The 22,544-nt window shown below is 61.1% G+C and carries 20 protein-coding genes; 11 read left to right on the forward strand and 9 right to left on the reverse strand.

Annotated elements, in window-relative coordinates:
• Positions 1–161: 161 nt before the first annotated feature.
• The 5 genes from DGA31_RS03655 to DGA31_RS03675 all read left to right on the forward strand — a co-directional run bounded on the left by DGA31_RS03655 (position 162) and on the right by DGA31_RS03675 (position 6,832).
• Positions 162–3,674: a response regulator gene (locus DGA31_RS03655; protein ID WP_109511578.1), complete on the forward strand. Its 3,513-nt coding sequence runs from the start codon at positions 162–164 to the stop codon at positions 3,672–3,674.
• A 48-nt stretch (positions 3,675–3,722) separates the two neighbouring features.
• Positions 3,723–4,544, forward strand: a complete 822-nt coding sequence (locus DGA31_RS03660) for a CheR family methyltransferase (RefSeq protein WP_056839626.1) — start codon at positions 3,723–3,725, stop codon at positions 4,542–4,544.
• Entirely contained in the window at positions 4,541–5,152 is a 612-nt protein-coding gene (locus DGA31_RS03665) for a chemotaxis protein CheB (protein WP_056839625.1), read from the forward strand. The genes DGA31_RS03660 and DGA31_RS03665 overlap by 4 nt, the downstream gene beginning before the upstream one ends.
• Complete coding sequence (locus DGA31_RS03670) at positions 5,146–6,345, forward strand: hybrid sensor histidine kinase/response regulator (protein WP_056839624.1); 1,200 nt, start codon at positions 5,146–5,148, stop codon at positions 6,343–6,345. The genes DGA31_RS03665 and DGA31_RS03670 overlap by 7 nt, the downstream gene beginning before the upstream one ends.
• A 109-nt stretch (positions 6,346–6,454) precedes the next feature.
• The gene (locus DGA31_RS03675) at positions 6,455–6,832 is read left to right on the forward strand and encodes a response regulator (RefSeq protein WP_056839623.1); all 378 of its coding nucleotides are present in this window, start codon (positions 6,455–6,457) and stop codon (positions 6,830–6,832) included.
• An 18-nt stretch (positions 6,833–6,850) separates the two neighbouring features.
• On the opposite strand, the gene DGA31_RS03680 is transcribed toward DGA31_RS03675, so the two are convergent.
• Both DGA31_RS03680 and DGA31_RS03685 read right to left on the reverse strand, forming a co-directional pair.
• Complete coding sequence (locus tag DGA31_RS03680; RefSeq protein WP_056839622.1) at positions 6,851–8,875, reverse strand: response regulator; 2,025 nt, start codon at positions 8,873–8,875, stop codon at positions 6,851–6,853.
• Positions 8,872–10,356: an ATPase domain-containing protein gene (locus tag DGA31_RS03685; RefSeq protein WP_056839621.1), complete on the reverse strand. Its 1,485-nt coding sequence runs from the start codon at positions 10,354–10,356 to the stop codon at positions 8,872–8,874. The genes DGA31_RS03680 and DGA31_RS03685 overlap by 4 nt, the downstream gene beginning before the upstream one ends.
• A gap of 269 nt (positions 10,357–10,625) precedes the next feature.
• On the opposite strand from DGA31_RS03685, the gene DGA31_RS03690 reads away from it, so the two are divergent.
• The 4 genes from DGA31_RS03690 to nudC all read left to right on the forward strand — a co-directional run bounded on the left by DGA31_RS03690 (position 10,626) and on the right by nudC (position 13,750).
• Positions 10,626–11,102, forward strand: coding sequence for a hypothetical protein (locus DGA31_RS03690; protein WP_152034989.1), 477 nt, complete (start codon positions 10,626–10,628; stop codon positions 11,100–11,102).
• A 13-nt stretch (positions 11,103–11,115) separates the two neighbouring features.
• On the forward strand, positions 11,116–11,901 hold the full coding sequence (locus DGA31_RS03695; protein WP_109511580.1) for a hypothetical protein: 786 nt from the start codon (positions 11,116–11,118) through the stop codon (positions 11,899–11,901).
• 165 nt (positions 11,902–12,066) lie between these two features.
• The gene (locus DGA31_RS03700) at positions 12,067–12,879 is read left to right on the forward strand and encodes a crotonase/enoyl-CoA hydratase family protein (protein ID WP_056839617.1); all 813 of its coding nucleotides are present in this window, start codon (positions 12,067–12,069) and stop codon (positions 12,877–12,879) included.
• Positions 12,880–12,904: 25 nt separating this feature from the next.
• Positions 12,905–13,750, forward strand: a complete 846-nt coding sequence (nudC, locus tag DGA31_RS03705) for an NAD(+) diphosphatase (RefSeq protein WP_109511581.1) — start codon at positions 12,905–12,907, stop codon at positions 13,748–13,750.
• On the opposite strand, the gene DGA31_RS03710 is transcribed toward nudC, so the two are convergent.
• The 4 genes from DGA31_RS03710 to DGA31_RS03725 all read right to left on the reverse strand — a co-directional run bounded on the left by DGA31_RS03710 (position 13,703) and on the right by DGA31_RS03725 (position 16,981).
• Positions 13,703–14,482 (reverse strand): TSUP family transporter, encoded by a 780-nt coding sequence (locus DGA31_RS03710; RefSeq protein WP_056839615.1) that lies wholly within the window; start codon positions 14,480–14,482, stop codon positions 13,703–13,705. The two genes, nudC and DGA31_RS03710, sit on opposite strands and share 48 nt — an antisense overlap.
• Before the next feature lie 83 nt (positions 14,483–14,565).
• Positions 14,566–15,714, reverse strand: coding sequence for a Gfo/Idh/MocA family protein (locus DGA31_RS03715; protein ID WP_109511582.1), 1,149 nt, complete (start codon positions 15,712–15,714; stop codon positions 14,566–14,568).
• A gap of 91 nt (positions 15,715–15,805) precedes the next feature.
• Positions 15,806–16,573, reverse strand: coding sequence for an SDR family oxidoreductase (locus tag DGA31_RS03720; protein WP_109511583.1), 768 nt, complete (start codon positions 16,571–16,573; stop codon positions 15,806–15,808).
• A gap of 90 nt (positions 16,574–16,663) precedes the next feature.
• Positions 16,664–16,981 carry an SCP2 sterol-binding domain-containing protein gene (locus tag DGA31_RS03725; RefSeq protein ID WP_056839612.1) on the reverse strand — a complete coding sequence of 106 codons (318 nt, stop codon included), beginning with the start codon at positions 16,979–16,981 and terminating at the stop codon, positions 16,664–16,666.
• A 257-nt stretch (positions 16,982–17,238) separates the two neighbouring features.
• On the opposite strand from DGA31_RS03725, the gene sohB reads away from it, so the two are divergent.
• Positions 17,239–18,264 (forward strand): protease SohB, encoded by a 1,026-nt coding sequence (gene sohB, locus DGA31_RS03730; protein WP_109511584.1) that lies wholly within the window; start codon positions 17,239–17,241, stop codon positions 18,262–18,264.
• Between the two features lie 183 nt (positions 18,265–18,447).
• On the opposite strand, the gene DGA31_RS03735 is transcribed toward sohB, so the two are convergent.
• Positions 18,448–18,942, reverse strand: a complete 495-nt coding sequence (locus DGA31_RS03735; RefSeq protein ID WP_056839610.1) for a DUF934 domain-containing protein — start codon at positions 18,940–18,942, stop codon at positions 18,448–18,450.
• Positions 18,926–20,584, reverse strand: a complete 1,659-nt coding sequence (locus tag DGA31_RS03740; protein WP_109511585.1) for a nitrite/sulfite reductase — start codon at positions 20,582–20,584, stop codon at positions 18,926–18,928. The genes DGA31_RS03735 and DGA31_RS03740 overlap by 17 nt, the downstream gene beginning before the upstream one ends.
• Positions 20,585–21,178: 594 nt before the next feature.
• Here DGA31_RS03740 and DGA31_RS03745 point away from each other — a divergent pair.
• The gene (locus DGA31_RS03745) at positions 21,179–22,294 is read left to right on the forward strand and encodes an ABC transporter substrate-binding protein (protein ID WP_421957945.1); all 1,116 of its coding nucleotides are present in this window, start codon (positions 21,179–21,181) and stop codon (positions 22,292–22,294) included.
• Here the strand turns inward: DGA31_RS03745 and DGA31_RS03750 are convergent.
• Positions 22,279–22,497, reverse strand: coding sequence for a DUF2970 domain-containing protein (locus DGA31_RS03750; RefSeq protein ID WP_109511831.1), 219 nt, complete (start codon positions 22,495–22,497; stop codon positions 22,279–22,281). The genes DGA31_RS03745 and DGA31_RS03750 overlap by 16 nt on opposite strands.
• Between the last annotated feature and the right edge of the window lie 47 nt (positions 22,498–22,544).

The following is a 22,544-nucleotide window of genomic DNA, read 5'->3' on the forward strand; positions in this document are numbered from 1 at the left end:
GCGCCATGCATGCCTGCTCTAAAACAGTCGGCTTTCTGTGATGTGGGCGAGCTTATCGCCGATTTATGTCTGGAATTTCAATCCCGTACGGCCGAAAGGCGAGTCTTTTTGTCAAGTTTGCGGCAAACTCCGTAGTTTCACTGAGCCATCAGGGACTTTTCATGAACCGCCTTTCCAACATCGACGCGCAGCGCTTTCGCAAGCTGCTGGGGCGTAACGTCGGTCTGCCGCTGGGTGTCGGCGTGCTCAGCGCCGTGTTTTTCATCATTCTGATCAACTACCTGCTGCAGGCCATCCAATGGGTCGAGCACACCGACCGGGTGATCAACAACATCAACCGCTCGATGAAGCTGTCCATCGACATGGAAACCGGCATGCGCGGTTACCTGTTGGTCGGTGACGAGCATTTTCTCGACCCTTATGAGGTGGCCCGGCCGCTGCTCAAGGCCGAACTGGACGGGTTGCAGGGGCTGGTGGCGGACAATCCGACCCAGCAGGACCGCATCCGCCGGTTGTCTACCCTGCAGGCCGAGTGGGATAACTTCGCCCAGCAGATGATCAACCTGCGCCGCGACAACGGTGATTACCTGACGCCTACGGCGTCCGGGCGCGGCAAGCGCATCACTGACCAGATGCGCACCGAATACGACCTGGCCGTATCGATGGAGCAGCAGCTGCGCCTCAACCGCAATGCCGATGTGACCCGTACCACGGTGCTGTCGGTCACCTTGTACCTGATTTTCGTGCTCAGTGTCAGTGGCGCGCTGGCCTGGGTGGGACGGCGTGACCTGCTGTCGCTGTCGACCACCTATGACGCCAACCTCAAGCTGCAACAGGTCAACGCCGAGCGCCTGGAAAAGGTGGCATGGCTGCGCAACGGCCAGAGCGCGCTGGCCGAGCAAGTGCTGGGGCAACTGACCCTGAACCTGGTCGGGCGCAATGTGTTGCAATTTTTTGCCCAGTACCTGGGCGCCGTGGTGGCTGCGGTCTACGTGCGCCAGGAGCACGGCGGGCTGGTACGGGTCGCCTCCTATGGCTTCTCCCGTGAGCAAGAGCAGCATGAACAATCGATCTATGCCGATGAGGGCGTGATCGGCCAGGCCGTACAACAAGACCGTATCATCACCCTGGACAATCTGCCGGGTGATCACTTCAAGGTCAGTTCAGGCCTGGGCCAGAGCGAGCCGTGCAGCGTGGCGATCGTGCCGACCAGCAATGACAATCAGGTCAACGCCGTGGTCGAGCTGGGCTTCTTGCGTCCCTTGACCGAGCGTGACCTGGAGTTTCTCGAACTGGTGTCCGACAACGTCGGCACTTCGGTCGAGGCGGCGCGCTATCGCCAGCGCCTGCAGGAAGTGCTCAGCGAGACCCAGCAGCTCAATGAAGAGTTGCAGGTGCAGCAGGAAGAGCTGCGCACCGCCAACGAAGAGCTCGAAGAGCAATCGCGGATTCTCAAGGAATCCCAGGCGCACCTGGAAACCCAGCAGGCCGAACTTGAACAGACCAACCAGCAACTGGCCGAGCAGGGCCAGGCACTGTCCGAGCAACGCGATGCGCTGGACCGCAACAACGAAGCGTTAAGCCATGCCCAGGTGCAGTTGCAGGCCCGTGCCGATGAACTGCAGCGCTCCAGCCGCTACAAGTCGGAATTTCTGGCCAACATGTCCCACGAGCTGCGCACGCCGCTCAACAGCTCATTGATTCTGGCCAAGCTGTTGTCGGAAAACCCCACCCGTAACCTGACCGATGAGCAAGTCAAGTTTGCCGAGTCGATCTATTCGGCGGGCAATGACCTGCTCAACCTGATCAACGATATCCTCGACATCGCCAAGGTCGAGGCCGGCAAGCTCGAAGTACGCCCTGAAAACGGCAGTGTTGCCCGTCTGGTGGAAAACCTGCACAACGTCTTCCAGCCGTTGGCCGATCAAAAGCGCCTCCAGTTCAACGTCGAACTGCAAGAGGGTGCGCCGGCCTTGCTGTACACCGACTTCCAGCGCCTGGAGCAGATCCTCAAGAACCTCTTGTCCAACGCTGTCAAGTTCACCGAGAACGGTACGGTCAGCCTGATCGTCTCGTGCCAGCCCGGCGAAGGCATCGCCTTTGCGGTGCGCGATTCAGGCATCGGTATTGCCGGTGATCAACTGCAAAGTATCTTCGAGGCGTTCCATCAGGCCGATGGCACCACCAACCGTCGCTATGGCGGCACGGGCCTGGGCCTGTCCATTTCCCGTGACCTGGCCGCCTTGCTGGGCGGCTCGATCAGCGTGGTCAGCGAACCGGGCCAGGGCAGTATCTTTACCCTGGTGCTGCCGCAGACCTGGAGCGGTGACGGTGAGGCGCCGGTGATGCCGTTGTCGCCTGCCGTATCGGCCATGTCCCCAGGCGTCGGCACGCTGCTCCCGCGTCGGGCCGAGCCTGCGCCGCCGGCCTTGCCGGTCGAGGTGGCGGCGGCACCTTTTGCCGATGACCGGCACAAGGCGCCGTTCGAGCACCGTTGCATCCTGGTGATTGAAGATGACGTGTCGTTTGCGCAGATCCTCTTCGACCTGGCCCACGAGCTGGGCTACCACTGCCTGGTGGCGCACGCCGCCGACGAGGGCTTCAACCTGGCGCTGGCCTACACCCCTGATGCCGTATTGCTCGACATGCGCCTGCCGGATCATTCCGGGTTGACCGTGCTGCAGCGTCTCAAGGAACAGGCCGAAACACGGCACATTCCGGTGCATGTAATCTCGGTCGAAGACCGTCAGGAAGCGGCCATGCACATGGGCGCGATCGGTTATGCGGTCAAGCCTACGACCCGCGAAGAGCTCAAGGACGTGTTCGCCAAGCTCGAAGCCAAGCTGACCCAGAAGGTCAAGCGCATCCTGCTGGTCGAAGACGATGCCCTGCAGCGCGACAGCATTGCGCGCCTGATCGGCGACGATGATATCGAGATCACCGCCGTAGGCTATGCCCAGGAAGCGCTGGACCTGCTGCGCGAGCACGTCTACGACTGCATGATCATCGATCTGAAGCTGCCCGACATGCTCGGCAACGAGTTGCTCAAGCGCATGGCCACCGAAGACATCTGTGCCTTCCCGCCGGTCATCGTCTACACCGGTCGCAACATGACCCGCGATGAGGAGGCCGAGTTGATGAAGTACTCGCGCTCGATCATCATCAAGGGTGCCCGCTCGCCGGAACGGCTGCTCGATGAGGTCACCCTGTTCCTGCACAAGGTCGAATCGCAATTGTCCAACGAGCGGCAGAAAATGCTCATGACCGCCCGCAGCCGCGACAAGGTCTTCGAGGCCCGTAAAGTGCTGGTGGTCGATGACGATGTGCGCAATATCTTCGCCCTCACCAGTGCCCTGGAACACAAGGGGGCGGTGGTCGAAGTGGCGCGTAATGGCCTGGAGGCCATCGAACGGCTCAATGCGGTAGAGGACATCGATCTGGTGCTGATGGATGTGATGATGCCGGAAATGGACGGTTTCGAAGCGACCATGGAGATTCGCAAGGACCCGCGCTGGCGCAAGCTGCCGATCATTGCCGTGACCGCCAAGGCCATGAAGGATGATCAGGAGCGTTGCCTGCAGGCCGGTGCCAACGATTACCTGGCCAAGCCGATCGACCTGGACAGGCTGTTTTCCCTGATCCGCGTCTGGCTGCCGAAAATGGAACGTATTTGAGTGTCTGCGGCCCAAGCAGCATTCCGAGACACCTCGTCAGGTTCTAGCATGTCTTACGACAAGAATGCCGATATCGAGCTGCGCCTGTTGATCGAGGCGATCTACCTCAAGTACAGCTACGATTTTCGCGATTACTCCGGCGCTTCGGTCAAGCGCCGTGTGCAGCACGCCCTGCGCCAGTTCGAGTGCAGCACCATCTCGGCGTTGCAGGAGCGTGTGCTGCACGACCCGGCGGCCTTCATGCAGTTGCTGCAATTGCTGACCATTCCGGTCAGCGAGATGTTTCGCGACCCCTCGCACTTCCTGGCGATTCGTCGTGAAGTGGTGCCACTGCTGCGCACCTATCCCTCGCTGAAAGTCTGGATTGCCGGCTGCAGCACGGGTGAAGAGGTCTACTCGACCGCCATCCTGCTGCGTGAAGAAGGACTGCTGGAGCGTACGATCATTTACGCCACCGACATCAATCCCCATTCACTGGAGAAAGCCAAGCAGGGCATTTTCTCGATGGACAGCGTCCATGGCTGGGCTGAGAATTACCGGCTTGCCGGCGGGCTCGGTCAGTTGTCCGACTATTACACCTCAGGCTACAACTATGCGATTTTCGACAAGACCCTGCGCGAGACGGTAACGTTTGCCGATCATAGTCTGGCCACCGACAGCGTATTTTCCGAAACTCATTTGATTTCTTGCCGTAACGTATTGATCTACTTCAATAAAAAATTGCAGGATCGCGCCTTCGGACTGTTTCACAACTCCCTTTGTCATCGAGGCTTCCTGGCCTTGGGCAGCAAGGAAACCCTGGATTTTTCCGGATACAGCGATGCCTTCGAAACCCTGGTCAAGCCCGAACGGATTTATCGCAAGTCATGAAGACATCATTCGAGGGGCAAGCCGCAGGCGACCTGCCAAGGGTCAATGCGGTGGTGATGGGCGCTTCGGCCGGCGGGGTAGAAGCATTGCTGACGGTGCTGCGTCACGTGCGGCCGGGCTTTCGACTGCCGATCCTGGTGGTGCTGCACCTGCCTGAAACACGCAGCAGTCAGCTGGCGCAGGTGTTTCAGAACCGTTTGCCGATTCCGGTGCACGAGGCCCGCGACAAAGAAAGCATCAAGGCCGGCACGCTGTATTTTGCGCCGTCCGGTTATCACCTGTCGGTCGAGGATGACCTCAGCCTGTCGTTGAGCCAGGAAGACAAGGTGTTTCATTCACGCCCCAGTATCGACATTCTCTTTGATTCTGCGGCCGACGCCTTGGGGCCCGGGCTGGCGGGTATATTACTGACCGGTGCCAACAACGACGGCGCCCGGGGGCTGGCGCACATAAAGACTGCAGGGGGGCTGACCGTGATCCAGGATCCGCAATGCGCCCAGGTGCGCACCATGCCCGAAGCCGGGTTGAAGTTGCACACGCCCGATTACCTGTTGCCCTTGTCGGACATCGGTCACTTGCTGGTCCAGCTGGAACGAATCGCATGCTAAGTAGTACCCAGACAAAACTGTTGATCGTCGACGACCTGCCAGAGAACCTGCTGGCCCTGGAAGCCTTGATCAAGCGTGAAGACCGCATCGTCTACAAGGCGCTGTCGGCCGATGAGGCGCTGTCGTTGCTGCTCCAGCACGAATTCGCCCTGGCCATGCTCGATGTGCAGATGCCCGGCATGAACGGCTTCGAACTGGCCGAGATGATGCGCAGCACGGAAAAGACCAAGCATATCCCCATCGTCTTTGTCACAGCGGCTGGCCGCGAGCTCAACTATGCCTTCAAGGGTTATGAAAGCGGTGCGGTGGACTTTCTCCACAAGCCGCTGGACATCCATGCGGTCAAGAGCAAGGTCAATGTGTTCGTCGAGCTGTACCGCCAGCGCAAGGCCATGAAGCAGCAGGTCGAGGCGCTGGAGCAGAGCCGCCAGGAACAAGAGGTGCTGCTGCAGCGCCTGCAGGCCACCCAGGCCGAGCTGGAGCATGCCGTGCGCATGCGTGACGACTTCATGTCGATCGTCTCGCACGAGGTGCGCACGCCGCTCAACGGCCTGATCCTGGAAACCCAGTTGCGCAAGTTGCATTTGGCCAAGAACAACGAAGCCGCGTTCAGCATGGACAAGCTGCGTGGCATGGTCGAACGGGACGAGCGCCAGATCCAGAGCCTGATCCGCCTGATCGAAGACATGCTCGATGTGTCGCGCATCCGCACCGGCAAGCTGTCGATTCGCACCAGCCCGTTCGACCTGTCGGAGCTGGCCAGTCAGCTGCTGGAAAACTTTGCCGCCCAGAGTGCGGCCGCCCGCTGCTCCATAAGCCTCAGCGCCGAACAGCCGGTGATTGGCGTGTGGGACGAATTTCGCATCGAGCAGGTCATTGTCAACCTGTTGACCAATGCCTTGCGCTACGGTGCCGGCAAGCCGGTCGAAGTCCGGGTGTATGCCGACGCCGATCAGCAGCAGGCGTGCATCGAGGTCATTGACCACGGCATAGGGATTTGCGAGGCCAACCAGAAGCGGATCTTCCAGCAGTTCGAGCGGGTCACGGCCAATCATGCCGTGGCCGGGCTGGGCCTTGGGCTGTTCATTTCCGAGCAGATTGTCATGGCCCACGGTGGCCGGATTCTGGTCGAAAGCGAAGAAGGCAAGGGGTCGACCTTCATCGTGCGCCTGCCCTTGCAAGTGCCGGCGTGACCCTGATGACAATAAACTCCAGCAACGCACGAATTGTCCTGCATTTCGCGCAACCTCCCGTGCATGCCGTGGTCGTATTGGCAGCTATTAGAAGATTGAAGGCCGTTCCATGAGCGCTGATGCCCAAGACGTTGTACTGATCGTTGAAGACGAACCCCTGATCATGATGCTGCTGGCCGACTACCTGTCGGGCGTGGGGTATCGTGTGCTGCAGGCCGAAAATGGCGAGCAGGCCTTCGAAATATTGGCCACGCGACCGCACCTGGACCTGATGATCACCGATTACCGCCTGCCGGGCGGCATTTCGGGGGTGATGATTGCCGAGCCTGCCGTCAAGCTGCGCCCGGACCTGAAGGTGATTTTCATCAGCGGCTACCCGGCGGAGATCGTCGACTCCGGCAGCCCCATCGCCTCCAGGGCGCCCATCCTGGCCAAGCCCTTCACCATGGAAACCCTGCACTCCCAGATCGAGTCCCTGCTGGCCTGATCCTGCGGCCTGACGCTGTCAGGCTTCGATCATCTCCCGCACTTTCGAGGTCAGGTGGTCGAACGCAAAGGGTTTGGTGATCATCTGCATATCGCTGCCCAGAAAATCAGCACGCACGGCAGCATGCTCGGCGTAGCCGGTGATGAACAGCACCTTCAGGCCCGGGCGCAATTGCCGGGCGATTTCGGCCAGTTGCCGACCGTTCATGCCCGGCAGCCCTACATCACTGATCAGCAGATCGATGCGTGTCGCTGACTGCAGCAGCGGCACGGCGCTCTGGCCGTCGGCTGCTTCGATAAAGGCATAACCCAGCTCACTGAGCACTTCGCTGACCAGGGTGCGCACAGCCGGATCGTCCTCGACGATCAACACGGTTTCGCCGGCCTTGGCAAAGGTGGCGTTGCTCTGGAAAGTCATCTGCTCATCTTCCTGCACGCCCTGATGGCGGGGCAGGTAGAGTTTGACCGTGGTGCCACGGCCCACCTCGCTGTCGATCATCACGTGGCCACGCGATTGCTTGCTGAAGCCATAGATCATCGACAGGCCAAGGCCGGTGCCCTGGCCGATCGGCTTGGTCGTGAAAAAGGGATCGAACGCGCGACTGACCACGTTTTCCGGCATGCCGCAGCCGGTGTCGCTGACGCTGAGCAGCACGTAGTCGCCCGGCAGCAGGTTCTCGTGCGCATCGGTAAAGCTGCGCTCCAGCCGCTCGTTGCGCGTCTCGACGCGCAGCAGGCCGCCACCGGGCATGGCGTCGCGGGCATTGAGCACCAGGTTGAGCAGGGCGCTTTCAAGCTGGTTGGGATCGGCTTCAGCCGTCCACAGGTCAGTGTCCAGGCGCATGTCCAGATGAATGCTTTCGCTCAGGCTGCGCAGGATCAGTTCGTCCATGGCCTTGACCAGGTGGTTCATTTCCACCGGCCTTGAGTCGAGTGACTGACGCCGGGAAAAAGCCAGCAGCCGGTGGGTGAGGGCGGCAGCACGGTTGGCCGAAGTCACGCCCAGGTCGATCAGGTTGTCGAGGTCATCGACCCGCCCGCGAGCGATGCGCCGGCGCATCAGCTCGAGGCTACCGATGATGCCGGTCAGCATGTTGTTGAAGTCATGGGCGATGCCGCCGGTGAGCTGGCCCACCGCTTCCATTTTCTGTGACTGGCGCAGCACCTCCTCGTTGTGCCGCAATTGCGAGGTACGCTCTTCGACCTGTTGTTCGAGGGTCTCGTTGAGCCGTCGCAGCTCGGCTTCGGCCTGCTTGCGCTCGCTGATGTCGGAGGTGACGCCGACCAGGGCAATGACCTGGCCGCTTTTGCCATAAATGGCCCGGGCACGCACATCGACCCAGTTGAGCGAGCCGTCGGGCCACAGGTTGCGGTATTCGATAATGAAGTCGACGCCGGTGTCCAGGCTGCGCTGCAAGGCCGATTGCATGCGCGGCTGGTCGGCGGCATAGACCGAAGCCAGCCAGTCCTCATAGCCGAACGTGGCATTTTCATCGAGCCCGTAGTGGGCTTTGCTGATGGCCGAACAGGTCAGGGTCAGAAACTCGGCTTCCAGTTGCCACGATCCCAGGCGCCCGGCGGTGAGGGCGTTCTGCAAGCGCCTTTCGCCCTCCAGCAGGTCTTCCATGCGCGCCCGCGCCTCGTATTGACGGCGCCGGCCACGCACGGCGGTCTTTACCAGCGTGACCAGCGTCATCGGGTGAAACGGGCGCTCCAGGAAGGTCACATTGCCCAGCAGGGTGCCCAGCCGGGTCGATGGGTTCTGGTCCGGGCCGCCATGCCGGGTGAGCAAGACCACCGGCAGGTCGGACCAGGCCGGTTGACTGGCCAGCAGGTTGAGCAAAGGGTTGAAATCAGTACCGCGCAGGGCTTCGTCGGCAATGATGGCCAACCCTGCACCGATGTTCAGCTCCCTGACCAGTTCAGTGGTATCCCTGGCGACTTTTGTGCGCAGCCCGGCTTCGTTGAGAATCGCCGAGGCGATCTGACTGTCGCGGCCCTGGGGGGCCAGGATGATTGCCCGTTCGGAAAAAGCTGGTATCACGTCTCATCATCCTGCAACAGGGGTTGCCCATCGCCTCGGTAGCTGGGTACGCCACGCAGCACACCCTGAAAATCATGCAAAGGTGCCCCGATGCGCAAGCCTTTGTCGCTGATACGGTACTCGCGGATCGTGGTTTCGTGGGCGCCGGTGCGCTTCTTGATCACCGAAACGGCCCGGCGTACTTTGCCCAGCGCCTCGAAGTAACGCAACAGGATGACGGTGTCGGCCAGGTAAGTGATATCGACCGGCGCGCGCATGTCGCCCACCAGCCCATGCTGGGCCACGGTCATGAAGGTCGAGGCGCCCTGGCGGTTAAGGTACAGCAACAACTCGTGCATATGCAGCACCAAGGCATTTTCTTCCGGCATGGCCGCCTGATAGCCGTTGAGGCTGTCGATGATCACGGTCTTGATCTGTTGCTTGTCCACGCAATGCCGAACCCGGTGGGAAAACTCCCCCGGCGACAGTTCCGCTGCATCCACTTGCTCGACCCATAGCTGACCGCTGTCCTGAAACGCCTGCAGATCGATGCCCATCGCTTGCATGCGTGCATACAGCAAGCCCAGTTCTTCATCGAAGACAAACAGCCCGACGCGTTCGCCACGGGCCATGGCCTGTACCGCAAACACCAGGGAAATAAGCGACTTGCCCGTACCGGCCGGGCCCAGCACCAGGGTGCTGGAGCCGCTGTCGACACCGCCCCCGAGCAATCCATCCAGCTCGGCAATGCCACTGCTGTACTGGCGGCGCTCGTACAGGTTGCGATGCTCGGCGGCCACCAGGCGCGGGAACACCTGCACGCCGCCTTCGAGGATGGTGAAGTCGTGAAAGCCGCCACGGTATTTCTGGCCGCGGTACTTGATGATTTTCAACCGTCGCCGCTCGCCACCGTAGGCCGGTGTCATTTCCTGCAAGCGAATCACCCCGTGGGCCACACTGTGCACGGTCTTGTCCAGCGTGTCGGTGGTCAGGTCGTCGAGCAACAGCACGGTTGTGTCGAAGCGCGCAAAATAGTGCTTCATCGCCAGTACCTGGCGACGGTAACGCAAGGAGCTTTGCGCCAGCAGGCGAATCTCCGAAAGGCTGTCGATCACCACCCGTGTAGGGCGGGTGCGCTCGACCGCCTCGAACAGCTTGGCAATTGTCTCGCCCAGTTCCAGGTCCGAGGAATACAGCAGGCTTTGCTGCTGCTCGGCACTGAGCAGGCTCTCCGGTGGTGTCAGTTCATACACATGGATGTGCTCATCCAGCTCCCAGCCATGGGAGCGGGCACTGTCACGCAGCTCACGCTCTGTCTCCGATAGCGTGATGTACAGGCACGACTCACCCGCTTGCGCGCCAGTCATCAAGAACTTCAGCGCCACGGTGGTCTTGCCTGTACCAGGCTCACCTTCGACCAGAAACACATGACCGCGGGAGAACCCGCCGCTCAGGATGTCATCCAGCCCTTCGATACCGGTTGCTGCCTTGGATGTAGTCAATGAAAACCCTCATGTGGGAAAACAGGACATGGGTTCTGGCGTCTGGCCAATTGCCGCAGTGTCCTGATACTGGACCTCGAAAGAGCGGGCCGGGTTCAGAGTTTTTGCAGTATGGAGGGCAATTTTCGGACGTTTTACCAGTCTAGACCCGGGCTGGACAACGGGTGTGCAGCGGCAGGCTTTTTCCCGTTGCACATGGGATGAAGCGCCTTGCCCGGCGCTTTTGCCGTATAAGCGAGCATGGCGTAATAACGAGGTGAAAATCCAGTATGCCTATCGATGCAATACTGGCTGAAATAGAGAAAAGTCATTTCTTTTCGGCCATGGGAAAGCGCACGGCGCAAGCGGATGATCTGATTTATGTCGATACGCTGCGCGAGGTGTTCACAGCGCCCACTGCGGCATCCTTGAAGGACGGTTACCCGCACGTTGAATGGCTGCCGACATCACCGACCCAGCACGATCCCTTCTACAGACTGGACACGCCCGACGCAGCCCTGGTCGAATGCCGGCTGACAGTCACCAGGGCGGTGATGAAGGCGATGAAAAACGTCGACAGGCGCGCATTCATCGTCGACCAGCATGACTTCAGCCTGGCGGCGAAAAACGCGATCGGCTTTGCCTTCAGGCAGCATGTGACCGAGCGCCATTCAGGTCTGGGGCATCGTTGGGAAAGGGTGGTGGCGGTGTATTGCCTGGGGCATTGGCCGGTGGGCTATGCCGGTGACAAATTGATCGTCGTTTAAGGTAAAGAGCACCATGGACCGCAAGTTGAACAAGGCCATAAAACACTACTATCGAAGTGGCTCGTTGGCCGCCATGACCGACCCTGAATTGATAAACCTCCTGCATATCAACGGCATGATCGTGCCGGCCGAAGACCTGACGCACGATGAGTTGATCAAAAAACTGTTTCATGAGAAAGGCATCGCTGACCAGGCCTCGGTCGTGGCGTCTTTTCTGATAGGCCTGGAAAATGGCCTGCCGGAAAAAAGAGCCGCGCTGTCGGCGTATGCGATCATGCTCAACTTTCCGGCGCATGGTTTTGAATCGACCCATGGCATCCAGTGTGATGTATGCGGGGTGTTCAAGAACAGAAGCCGCGACTTTACCCTGTGCAACCTGGCGCGTTATTCGGTCGGAGCCACCTACAGCGGAGCGCCTGAACAGTTGTATGTGTTCCTGAGGGAGCATAACAAGACCGCTGTGCCCGCCGTACAGTCAGTTTCCATGTTGAAGGACGTCTTGTCGGTGTTGCGGGCCGCCGATCTTCAGGACAGGCCGGTGACCCTGGAGAAAAAGCTCAGGGCGATTCCGGGCATCGGCATGGATAAAGAGCAGTCCCGCGCCTTGCTCGATTTACTGGGGCATCTGGGGGTGCTGGAAACCCCTGAGCACAAAGGGTTCGTCCATCACTACACCTACATCGGCCTTGCGCCGAGGAAAAGTCACTCCTCGGACTGGAGTTATCCGGTGGATTTCTGGACAGGCAAGGACGGCGTCAATGAAGAGGCTGTCGAGTTCTGGTTTAGTGATTATTTGTGATCCTGGGGTTGCGCTGCAGGACGCCGTTGCAGGCCTTGTGGGATTGCGCTGAAAAGCGGGCAGGCCATTCGGGTGGTCCGGCAAATGGCACTTGCGCCGCCTTACGACGCTGGCGGCAGGCTTGTTATAGTCCCGCGCTCAGTCCCGTACGCAAAGGAACCTGCCGTGTCCGACTATCAAGCCTTCATCGTCCAGCTGCATGAGCAGGTCGCTCATGTGCAGATCAATCGCCCTGACAAGCTCAATGCCATGAACGCGGCGTTCTGGCACGAGATCAGGGCGATTTTCCAATGGATCGATGAGCACGATGGCATCCGCGCGGTGGTGATCAGCGGCGCGGGCAAGCACTTTTCCTCCGGTATCGACCTGGCCCTGCTGGGCGCGGTCGCCAGCGAGCTGGGGCCTGATGCCGGGCGCAATGCGCGGCTGTTGCGGCGCAAGATCGAGCAGATGCAGGCCTCGTTCACGGCCGTTGCTCAATGCCGCAAGCCGGTGCTGGCAGCCGTGCAGGGATACTGCCTGGGCGCCGGGGTCGATTTGATTGCCGCCTGCGACATGCGCTATGCCGCCGTTGATGCGCAGTTCGCCATTCGTGAAATCGACATGGGCATGGCAGCCGATGTCGGCACCCTGCAACGCTTGCCACGTATCATCGGTGATGGCCTGCTGCGAGAGCTGGCCTACACCGGGCGCAGCGTTCACGCACAGGAGGCCGTACAGGTCGGCCTGGTCAATCGGGTCTACGACGATCACGCGCAATTGCTGGACGGGGTACTGGCCATTGCGCGGCAGATCGCACAAAAATCACCGATTGCCATCGAAGGCAGCAAGCGCATGATCGACTACATGCGCGACCATCGCATCGATGATGGCCTGGAACACGTTGCTATCTGGAACGCGTCCATGCTGCAATCAGCCGATCTCAAGCTGGCCATGATGGCTTCGATGAGCAAGCAAAAGCCGGTGTTCGACGATTGAGCCCGGTTCACACAGGAGTTACTGCATGACACGCCGTTGGACCACTGCCGTGCTGGACCCTCAAACCCCGGGCGGGCGCGCCGTGGTGTACAGCCCCCAGGGTTTCCTGCTGGGCGAGCAAGGGGTGCTGTTTTCCCGGCAATGGCTGGCCAGCCTCGACCTGCCGCTGTTGGGCGAGCACGGTATCGGCCATTTCGAGGGGGAGCCTGTGTATGTCTGGGTGCTGCAGCACCCGGTAGAGGTCGAAGGCCTGGCCTGGCAGGGCCTGCGCCAGTTCATGCTCGAGGGCGATTACGCCGTCTACCAGAAGCTGGGCTATGCCGCACAGATTGCCACCTGGTTCCGGGAACATCGTTTCTGTGGCGCGTGCGGCAAGCCGACGGTGCAGGTGCCTGGCGAGCGGGCGATGTACTGCGCCGACGACAACCTGCGTTTCTATCCGCGTATTTCCCCGAGCATGATCGTGTTGATCACCCGCGGTGACGAGGTGCTGCTGGCCCGTTCGCCGCGCTTCGTGACCGGGGTCTACAGCACCCTGGCCGGATTTGCCGAGCCGGGGGAGTCGGCCGAGGATTGCGTGCGCCGCGAGGTGATGGAAGAGGTGCAGGTGCGGATCCGCAACATTCAGTACGTGGGCAGCCAGTGCTGGCCGTTCCCGCACTCGATGATGCTGGGGTTTCATGCCGAATATGAAAGTGGCGACATCGTGCCTCAAGCCGACGAGATCGAGGATGCCCGCTGGTTCAGCATCCACGACATGCCGCCGCTGCCGGCCAGCCGCTCGATTGCCCGGCATCTGATCGAGTTGTACCTGGCGCGCCGCTCAGGCGCCCCCGAACCAGTGCTGCCAGGCCAGGCGGACAGTGAGTAGCAATACCATGGTGATGAACACCGGGCGGATGAACCTGGCCCCGCCCTTGATCGCGGTGCCGGCACCAAAATAGGCACCCAGCATCACCGCCAGGCCCATGCTGACGCCGATCACCACATCGACCTGGCCGGAGAACGCAAACACCGACAGCGCCGCGGCATTGCTGACAAAGTTCATGCTGCGCGCCACGCCGCTGGCCTTGACCAGGTCGACGGGGTAGAGCAGCAGGGTGCTGACGGTCCAGAAAGCGCCTGTGCCAGGGCCGGCTATACCGTCATAAAATCCCAGGCCCAGCCCTTGTGGTAACTGGCGACCTTGCTTGATCGGCGCATCGCTGAGCAGCGGCGCCTTCGGCGTGCCGCCGAACAGCAGGTAGATGCCGCAGGCGAACACCACCACCGGCAACATCTGGTTGATCCATTCGGCCGGCAGGTAATGAGCGACAATGGCACCGATCAAGGCACCCGCGGCGGTACCGAACAACGCCGGTTTCCATTGTCCGGGATCGAACAGTTTGCGCCGGTAATAGGTAAAACTGGCAGTGGCCGAACCAAAGGTGGCACACAGTTTATTGGTGCCCAGCACCAGATGCGGCGGCAGGCCGGCGGTCATCAGGGCCGGTGTGGTGAGCAGGCCACCACCGCCGGCGATGGCATCGATAAAGCCGGCCACGAAAGCGACGACGGCGAGAATGGCAAGGGTCGTGGGTTCGACACTGAGTTCAAAGGGCATGACGGAGGACTTGTTCGGCAGGGGGGCAGAATGGCTGCCCGAAGGCCGCGCATTCTACCGTCATCGCTGCCGGTTGTCAGACCTCAGATTTCGCCCAGCGCCACCCAGCGCTGTTCGCGGGCGGCCAGCCGGATGGCACTGGCCAGCCGCTCGACCTGCCAGGCTTCGGTAAAGTCAGGGCCTTGGTGCTCAAGGCCGGCCACGGCCAGGATCAGATCGCGCACTTCCAGCGCCTTGAGTTCGTTGTAACCCAGTTGATGGCCCGGTGCCGGGCAGAAGGCGGCATAACCGGCCTGTGTCGGGCCGGCCAGGATGCGCTGGAAGCCATCTCGGCCCGGGTTGCCGGGGCGGTACAGGCGCAATTCGTTCAAACGCTCCTGGTCGAAGGCCAGCGTGCCGCGAGTGCCGCTGATTTCGAAGCTCAGGTGGTTCTTGTAGCCGTGCTTGAGCCAGCTGGTGCTGATCGCACCACGCGCACCGCTGGCGAAGCGCAGCAGGGCGTGGGTCTGGTCGTCCACTGCGATGGCGCGCAGTTCGGCGCTGCCGGCACTGGCCGGTCGCCTGGCATGCACGGTACTGGCGTCGGCACACACCGCCTCGACATCGCCCAGCAGGTAACGGGCCATGGCCAGCAGGTGACTGCCCAGGTCGGCCAGGGCACCGCCGGCATGCGCCGCCTCGCAACGCCACGACCAGGGCGAGGCGGCATCGCCCATGAAGTCTTCGCAGAACTCGCCCTGAAAACTGATGATCTCACCCAGCTCACCGGCCCGGATCATCTCCCGGGCCAGGCCGATCATGGGGTTGTGCTGGTAGTTGTAGCCCACCTGGGTCACCACGCCGGCGGCCTTGGCGGCCAGATGCATCTCATTGGCCTGCTCCAGGCTGACGGCCAAGGGCTTTTCGCAGTACACCGCCTTGCCGGCGGCAATGGCGGCCATGGCCATGGGAAAATGCAGATGGTTGGGCGTGGTGATGGCCACCACCTGAACCTCGGGGTCTTGCACCAGTTGCTGCCAGTCACTGTGACTGTGATCGAAGCTCCAGGCCTGTGCGCACTGCTCGGCGCGTGCACTGTCGGCATCGGCCAGGGCTGCCAGGCGAATGCGCACCGGCAAGTCCAGGGCGGCGCGGGCGCTATGAAACGCCAGCGCATGGGCGCGGCCCATGAAGCCGGTGCCGATCAGACCGATACCGACCTCGGCCTGGCCGTGGGTGGAAATTTTCCGCATGACAGTCTCCTGATAGACATTGTTGTTATGCGGAAAATATATTCTGAATTTTTAATTAATGGAAATTAAATTCCTGTCTGTTGGTTTTGGCTCAGGACAGGAAGCCACCGTCGACATTCAGGATGGCACCCGTGGTGTAGCTGGAGGCAGCGCTGGCCAGGTACAGCACGGCACCGGCCATTTCCTCCGGTGCCGCCACGCGTTTGAGCGGGATGCGGGCCAGCGCGGTCTTGAGAATGGCCGCGTCGTTGACCAGTGCCGAGGCAAAGCGGGTGTCGGTCAGCCCTGGCAACAAGGCATTGCAGCGAATGCCGAATGGCGCGCATTCCTTGGCGAAGGCCTTGGTCATGTTGATCACGGCGGCCTTGGTCACTGAATAAATGCCCTGGAATTCGCCAGGCGAAACACCGTTGATGGAAGCCACGTTGATGATGCTGCCACTGCCATGCTCGCGCATCAGTCGCCCGGCCTGCACCGACATGAAGAAGTAGCCGCGAATGTTCACGTCGACGGTTTTCTGGAAGGCGCCGGGATCGGTGTCCAGGATGTGACAGAACTGCGGGTTTGTGGCGGCGTTGTTGACTAGGATGTCCAGCCGGCCAAAGCGGGCACGGATTTCGGCGAAGACCTCTTCGATCTGCGCGGCTTCACCGATATGGCACGCCAGCGCACTGGCCTTGCCACCGTCGGCAATGATTTCATCGGCCACCTGCTGGCAGGCCGCGAGCTTGCGGCTGGAGACGATCACGTGGGCGCCCTGGCTGGCCAGCAGCCGGGCGATGGCCTCGCCAATGCCACGACTGGCACCGGACACCAGGGCGATCTTGCCATCAAGGTCGAACAGGGTGGTTCTGGACATCGGAAACTCCTGGGTCAGCAAGCAGGCAAAAAAAACCGAAGCACGCAGGCTTCGGTTTTTGGGGGCAGGCGGGCGGTGCGGTTCCGAGGATCAGACCGGGAACAGTTCGCTCAGCTTCATGGCCAGCATCATGTCGCCTTCGGTGCGCAGCTTGCCGCCCATGAAGGCCTGCATGCCGTCGGTCTCGCCGCTGACGATACCCTTGAGGGTCTCGCTGTCCATCACCAGCGTGACGTTGGCGTCCGGATTCTCGCCTTCCTGCAGTTCACAGGTACCGTCCTTGACGATCAGCGCGTAGTGCTTGTCTTCGTCGGTGATATTGAAACCGAATACCAGGTCCAGGCCGGTGGCGGCGGCAGGATTGAATTTGGCTTTCATGGCTTGGACTGCATCGGCTACTGAGGTCATGGGTCGATCCTTATAGATGAGGGTCTGCGTGCATGGGGTGCCGATGGAAAAGGGTGCCGTCGGCAACGTCCCGCGATGTGCAGGTGCAGGCGAGGTTATGAGGATGCCGTGTGCCTGTCAACCGCAAATCATACGTCTGTTTGAATTAGTCGTTTAAACCTGGCTGGCATGCTCTGTACTGGTGGTCAGCGGGCCTGCTCGGTATGCTGGGCCATCGCGTTCTTGAATGAAGAGCGCCAGGTTATCGAGGAGTGTCCGTGAATTTTGTTGCTGAATACGCCAGCTTTCTGGCCAAGACCGTGACGCTGGTGATTGCCATCGTGGTCGTGCTGGTCGCCATCGCCGCCATGCGCAGCAAGGGGCGCGCCCGTACCGCCGGGCAACTGCAGGTCACGCGCCTCAACGACTTCTATAAAGGGCTGCGTGAGCGCCTGGAAGGTTCGCTGCTCGACAAGACGCGCCTCAAGGCGCTGCGCAAGGAGCAGGCCAAGGCCCTGAAAAAGGACAAGAAGCAGGCCGAGCCCAAGGCGCGGGTCTATGTGCTGGATTTCAACGGTGATATCAAGGCGTCCGCCACCGAGAGCCTGCGCCATGAAATCACCGCGTTGCTGACCCTGGCCACCGACAAGGACGAAGTGGTGCTGCGTCTGGAAAGTGGCGGCGGCCTGGTGCACAGCTATGGCCTGGCGTCTTCACAACTGGCGCGCATCCGTCAGGCGGGCATTCCGCTGACCGTGTGCATTGACAAGGTGGCGGCCAGTGGCGGCTACATGATGGCCTGCATCGGTGACCGCATCATCAGCGCGCCATTTGCCATCCTCGGCTCGATCGGCGTGGTGGCGCAGTTGCCCAACGTCAACCGTCTGCTCAAGAAGCATGACATTGATTTTGAAGTGCTGACTGCCGGCGAATACAAACGCACCCTGACCGTATTTGGCGAAAACACCCAGAAAGGCCGGGAGAAATTCCAGCAGGACCTGGAAATCACCCATGACCTGTTCAAGGGCTTCGTGGCCAGCTATCGGCCGCAGTTGAGCATCGACGAAGTGGCCACCGGTGAAGTCTGGCTGGGCATGGCCGCACTGGACAAACAACTGGTCGATGAACTCAAGACCAGTGACGAATACCTGTCAGACAAGGCCAGGACCGCCGATGTTTTCCATTTGCACTACGCCCAGCGCAAGAGTCTGCAGGAGCGGGTCGGCATGGCCGCCGCCGCCTCGGCCGACAGCCTGGCGATCAAATGGTGGGGCCGCCTGACCCAGCAGCGCTTCTGGTCGTAGGAACGGTTTTTCGCAACCGGTGGTCGCTCTTGCAAAATCGTGCACAAGCCTGGAATCGGCACGTCATACCAGGCACGTAGGAGCGACCAACGGTCGCGAATGCCATCTTGCCCAAGCACGTGCATAACCCATGAAAAAGCCCGGTCTCCATACAGAGCCGGGCTTTTTTCATTCATGCTGCTGTCAGCGGCGACGGAACAGCGGCAGCGGTTCGTCGGTGGCGGCCTGGTAGGTCACCGAAAAATCCTTCAGGCCTTCCAGTGCTTCGTAGGGGTCTTTGTCAGCGCGGATGGCGAAGGCATCGAACCCGCAACGGCGCAGGTAGAACAACTGGTCGCGCAGCACGTCGCCAATGGCCCGCAGCTCGCCCTTGTAGCCGTAGCGGTCGCGCAACAGACGGGCATTGGAGTAGCTGCGACCGTCGGTGAAGGCCGGGAAGTTCAGGGCAATGACCTGGAACTGATCGACGTCATCACCGATTTCCTCGGCTTCCTCGTCGCTGTCCAGCCACACGCCCAGGCCGCCGTCACGGGCTTTTAAGGCATGACCGTGCTCGCGCCACAGCGCAAGCGGCACGATCAGGTCGTCGCAATTGGACAGGCTGTCGAAGGTCGTGTCCTTGGGCAGCAAGTGCCAGGTTTCATCGATGACTTCGTTGTTCTTAATGATTCGCTGCATAGACGCGCTCCTTGAAAGGGTCGATGCCAATACGTTGATAGGTGTCGATGAAGCGCTCGTCTTCGGTACGTTTCTCGATGTACACGTTGATCAGCTTCTCGATCACATCCGGCATCGCTTCCTGGGCGAAGGACGGGCCCAGGATCTTGCCCAGGCTGGCGTCACGGCTGGCACTGCCGCCAAGCGATACCTGATAGAACTCGGCACCTTTCTTGTCCACGCCCAGAATGCCGATATGGCCGACGTGGTGGTGACCGCAGGCGTTCATGCAACCGGAAATGTTCAGGTCCAGCTCGCCGATGTCGAACAGATAGTCCAGGTCGTCGAAGCGACGCTGGATGGATTCGGCGATCGGGATCGACTTGGCGTTGGCCAGCGAGCAGAAATCACCGCCCGGGCAGCAGATGATGTCGGTCAGCAGGCCGATGTTCGGCGTGGCAAAGCCGTTGTCACGCAGCTCGCCCCATAGCTCGAACAGGCGCGCCTGCTCGACGTCGGCCAGAATCACGTTCTGCTCGTGGGAGGTGCGCAACTGGCTGAAACTGTAGCGGTCGGCCAGGTCGGCGATGGCATCGAGCTGCTTGTCGGTCGCATCACCCGGGGCAACGCCGGTCGGCTTGAGCGACAGAGTCACGACCACATAACCGGGCTTCTTGTGCGCGGTGGTGTTGCGCTGGCGCCAGCGGGCAAAGCCTGCATGCTCGGCGTCCAGGGCGGCCAGTTGCGCGTCCTGGTTGTCCAGGGCCTTGTAGTCGGGGTCGATGAAGTGCCTGGCCACGCGCTGCAGTTCGGCTTCGGTCAGGGTGGTCGAGCCGCCGCGCAGGTGAGCCATCTCGGCCTCGACCTTCTCGGCGAAGACCTCGGGCGTCAGGGCCTTCACCAGGATCTTGATGCGCGCCTTGTACTTGTTGTCGCGACGGCCATAGCGGTTGTACACCCGCAGGATGGCGTCCAGGTAGCTCAACAGGTCCTGCCATGGCAGGAACTCATTGATGAAGGAGCCGACCACCGGCGTGCGGCCCAGGCCGCCGCCGACCAGCACGCGAAAGCCCAGGTCGCCGGCGTCGTTGCGCACCGGCTCCAGGCCGATGTCGTGGACTTCGATGGCCACCCGGTCGCTGGCCGAACCGTTGACTGCAATCTTGAACTTGCGCGGCAGGTAGGCGAATTCGGGGTGGAAGGTGGTCCACTGACGGATGATCTCGCACCAGGGGCGCGGGTCGACCACTTCATCGGCGGCCACGCCAGCGAACTGGTCGGTGGTGACGTTGCGCAGGCAGTTGCCGCTGGTCTGGATCGCGTGCATCTGCACGGTGGCCAGTTCTGCCAGGATGTCCGGCACGTCTTCCAGCGCCGGCCAGTTGAACTGCACGTTCTGGCGGGTGCTGATGTGCGCGTAGCCTTTATCGTAGTCGCGGGCGATCTTGGCCATCATGCGCATCTGCCGCGACGTCAGCTGACCGTAAGGCACGGCCACCCGCAGCATGGGTGCGAAACGCTGGACATACAGGCCATTCTGCAGGCGCAGCGGGCGAAACTCTTCTTCGCTCAGTTCCCCTGCCAGGTAGCGTCGGGTCTGATCCCGGAACTGCTTTACGCGGTCCTCGATGATCTGCTGATCGTATTGGTCGTATACGTACATATAAGTCCTGTTCTCAGGCTTCGGTGATGATGCCAGGTTGCCGGGTGCGCCACATTCAGGTGGTTTTGCTGTCCTGGCGCCGGCATCATCTGGACAATTCTGCGCGCACGGTCGCGCTACTCCCTGCGGAGCGGTGGCGAAGATACCAGCTTGCCGTTATCGGTAAAAGTGATGTTTATATATAAGCAAATCGCTAAAAGCGATAATGCCCGTCGCCTCGATCCACACCCTTGCTTGAAGCAGGGTCAAGGCTCGGCTTTACTGGGTGTAATCCCGGGGTTGCAGGTGCAGCCCGGTGAGCAATCACCCCTGAAACCGACAAGAGGCGATGCCATGCGCAACCCTTCCAAAGGCGGAAAATCCGACAGTGCCGTAGACGCCTGGGCCATCTTTTTCCTGATTCTGCTGGTGGTAGGCGCTGCTGTGTTCTGGGTCAGCGGCCAGTGATGCCGTGCCTTGCGAGGCCTTCACTGATTTAAACGCCAGCGCCGCTCCAGTTTTCACAGGTTACAGCCGATACCCTTGAGTTGTGCAGGTACCCAAAGATCAATCGGCCGGTACGCAATCAGGCAAGCGTTCAAGGCTTCGGATGACATGACAGGCAGGTGGGTCAAGGCACTGGCAATGGTAGGCGGGCTCGGCTGCGGGCTGTGGTGCTGTACGGTCAGTGCGGCATCGGTGGTGTTTCTCAGTCCCGGGCCTGAGTCGGACGGGTACTGGAACAGCTACGCCAGGGTCATGCAGGCCGCTGCCGAGGCCACCGGCATGCAACTGACCGTGGCCTTCTCCGACCGCGACACCCGCACCCTGATCGAGCTGGCCAGAAAAGCCCTCAAGAGCGACCCACGCCCCGATTACCTGATGTTCTCCAACGAGCTCAATGTGGCGCCGGAAATCCTGCGCCTGTCCGCAGGCAGCGGGGTCAAGCTGTTCGCGGTCAATAACATTCTGACCGCCGACCAGGTGCGCATTCTGGGTGATCTGGCCACGCGGTACCCGAACCGCCTGGGCAGCCTGGTCGGCAACGACGAGGAGGGTGGCTACCTCACCGCCCAGCGCCTGATCAGCCTGCACCCTCCCGTCGCGCCCGGTCAGTTCATCGACATGCTGGCCTTCTCCGGCACCGATGCCACGCCAGTGTCACAGCTGCGTGAACAAGGCATGCGCCGTGCGGTGGCCGAATACCCTCAGGTGCGCTTGCGCCAAGTGGTACTCGGTGTCTGGCGCCGCGACCGGGCGCTGGAACAGGCGCGCACTTTGCTCAAGCGCTACCCGGATGTGTCGCTGATCTGGTCGGCCAATGAGCAAATGGCCTTTGGCGCGATGGATGCCCTGGCCGAAATCGGCGGCGTGCCCGGCAAGGATGTGCTGTTCAGTGCCATCAATGGCACCCCGGCGTCATTGCAGGCGCAACTCGACGGCCGCCTGAGCGTAGTGGCCAGCGGTCACTTCACCCTGGGCGGCTGGGCACTGGTGCTGCTCAATGATTACGAGCACGGCCAGGCCGGCCATGAAGGCGCCGTGTCCTTGGGAGAGCGAAAGATCCGTGTGCTGCAACTGGTCGAGCCCGAGGACACTGCACGTTTTCTGGACGCCGCCAGGGTCGATCGCTACCGGATCGATCCGCACGCCTTCCAGAAGCCGGACACGGCCGAAGATTCACCCTTTGCCCTGCGGCATATGTTGCCCGCCCCTCAAGCCATGAAGTAAAGCACCAGGCGCACGATCAATAGCAGGCCGAGCACGAATACCAAGGTGAAACCGATGCCCAGCACAATGAAATGCCAGGGCTTGTCGTGGCTGAAGTCGCGCTCGCGGTTCTTGCTGCTTTGCACCCCCAGCGCTGCGGCCGCGACACTGCACAGCATCTGCCAGAGGGTGGGAGGCCTGGGTTTATCAGGTGAGCGGTTCATGGGCTTGACCTGCGCAAGCATGTGTTACGCAGGGTAGCCCCATCAGG

It is taken from the genome of Pseudomonas ovata (assembly GCF_003131185.1).
Taxonomy (GTDB): domain Bacteria; phylum Pseudomonadota; class Gammaproteobacteria; order Pseudomonadales; family Pseudomonadaceae; genus Aquipseudomonas; species Aquipseudomonas ovata.